This window comes from Burkholderia sp. BCC1972, from assembly GCF_905339605.1.
In the GTDB taxonomy this organism is placed as follows: Bacteria; Pseudomonadota; Gammaproteobacteria; order Burkholderiales; family Burkholderiaceae; genus Burkholderia.
The window spans coordinates 1-1,025 of record NZ_CAJPGH010000075.1; the positions used below are offsets into that span (position 1 = coordinate 1).

General features: G+C 66.0%; 1 protein-coding gene. It reads right to left on the reverse strand.

What is annotated here, in order from left to right:
- On the reverse strand, nucleotides 1-1,025 hold a 1,025-nt coding region (locus U5798_RS36850), incomplete at both ends, for an aminotransferase (RefSeq protein ID WP_322084876.1).

Consider the following 1,025-nt stretch of genomic DNA (forward strand, 5'->3'; position numbering starts at 1 on the left):
TCGTTCTTCACGCGCTCGACGATGCCTTCGTCGCGCAGCAGCTTCAGGTTCGCGACCGCGACGGCCGCCGCCACCGGGTGGCCCGAGTACGTGAGGCCGTGATTGAATTCGCCGTTGTCGATGATCGGCCGCGCGACGCGCTCGTGAATGCCGACCGCGCCCATCGGCACGTAGCCCGACGTCAGGCCCTTGGCCATCGTGATCAGGTCCGGCTCGAAGCCGAAGTGCTGGTGCGCGAACCATTCGCCGGTGCGCCCGAACCCGCCGATCACTTCGTCGGCGACCAGCAGGATGTCGTACTTGCGGCAGATCCGCTGGATTTCCGGCCAGTACGTCGACGGCGGGAAGATCACGCCGCCCGCGCCCTGGAACGGCTCGCCGATGAACGCCGCGACGTTCTCCGCACCAAGTTCGAGGATCTTCGCTTCGAGCTGCTGCGCACGCGCGAGGCCGAACGCTTCCGGCGTCTCGCCTGCTTGCGCTTCGCCGAAGAAATACGGCTGGTCGATATGCACGATGTGCTCGACCTTCGACGGCATCTGCTCGTGCATGTAGCCCATCCCGCCGAGCGTGCCGCCGGCGATCGTCGAGCCGTGGTAGCCGTTCTTGCGCGAGATCACGTATTTCTTCTGCGGCTTGCCCTGCACGCGCCAGTACTGGTGCACGAGGCGCAGCACGGTGTCGTTGCCTTCCGAGCCGCTGTTGCAATAGAAGAAGTGGTTGAAGCCGGCCGGCGTCACTTCCGCGAGCATCGCGGAAAGCTCGATCACCGGCGGGTGCGTGGTCTTGAAGAACGTGTTGTAGAACGGCAGTTCCTGCAGCTGGCGATACGCGGCGTCGGCGAGCTCCTTGCGGCCGTAGCCGACGTTCACACACCACAGGCCGGCCATCCCGTCGATCACCTTGTTGCCGTCCGAGTCCCACAGGTAGACGCCGTCGGCCTTGACGATCACGCGGCTGCCGGCGCGGTTCAGCGCGCCCATGTCCGAGAACGGGTGGATGTGGTGCGCGGCGTCGAGCGCGCG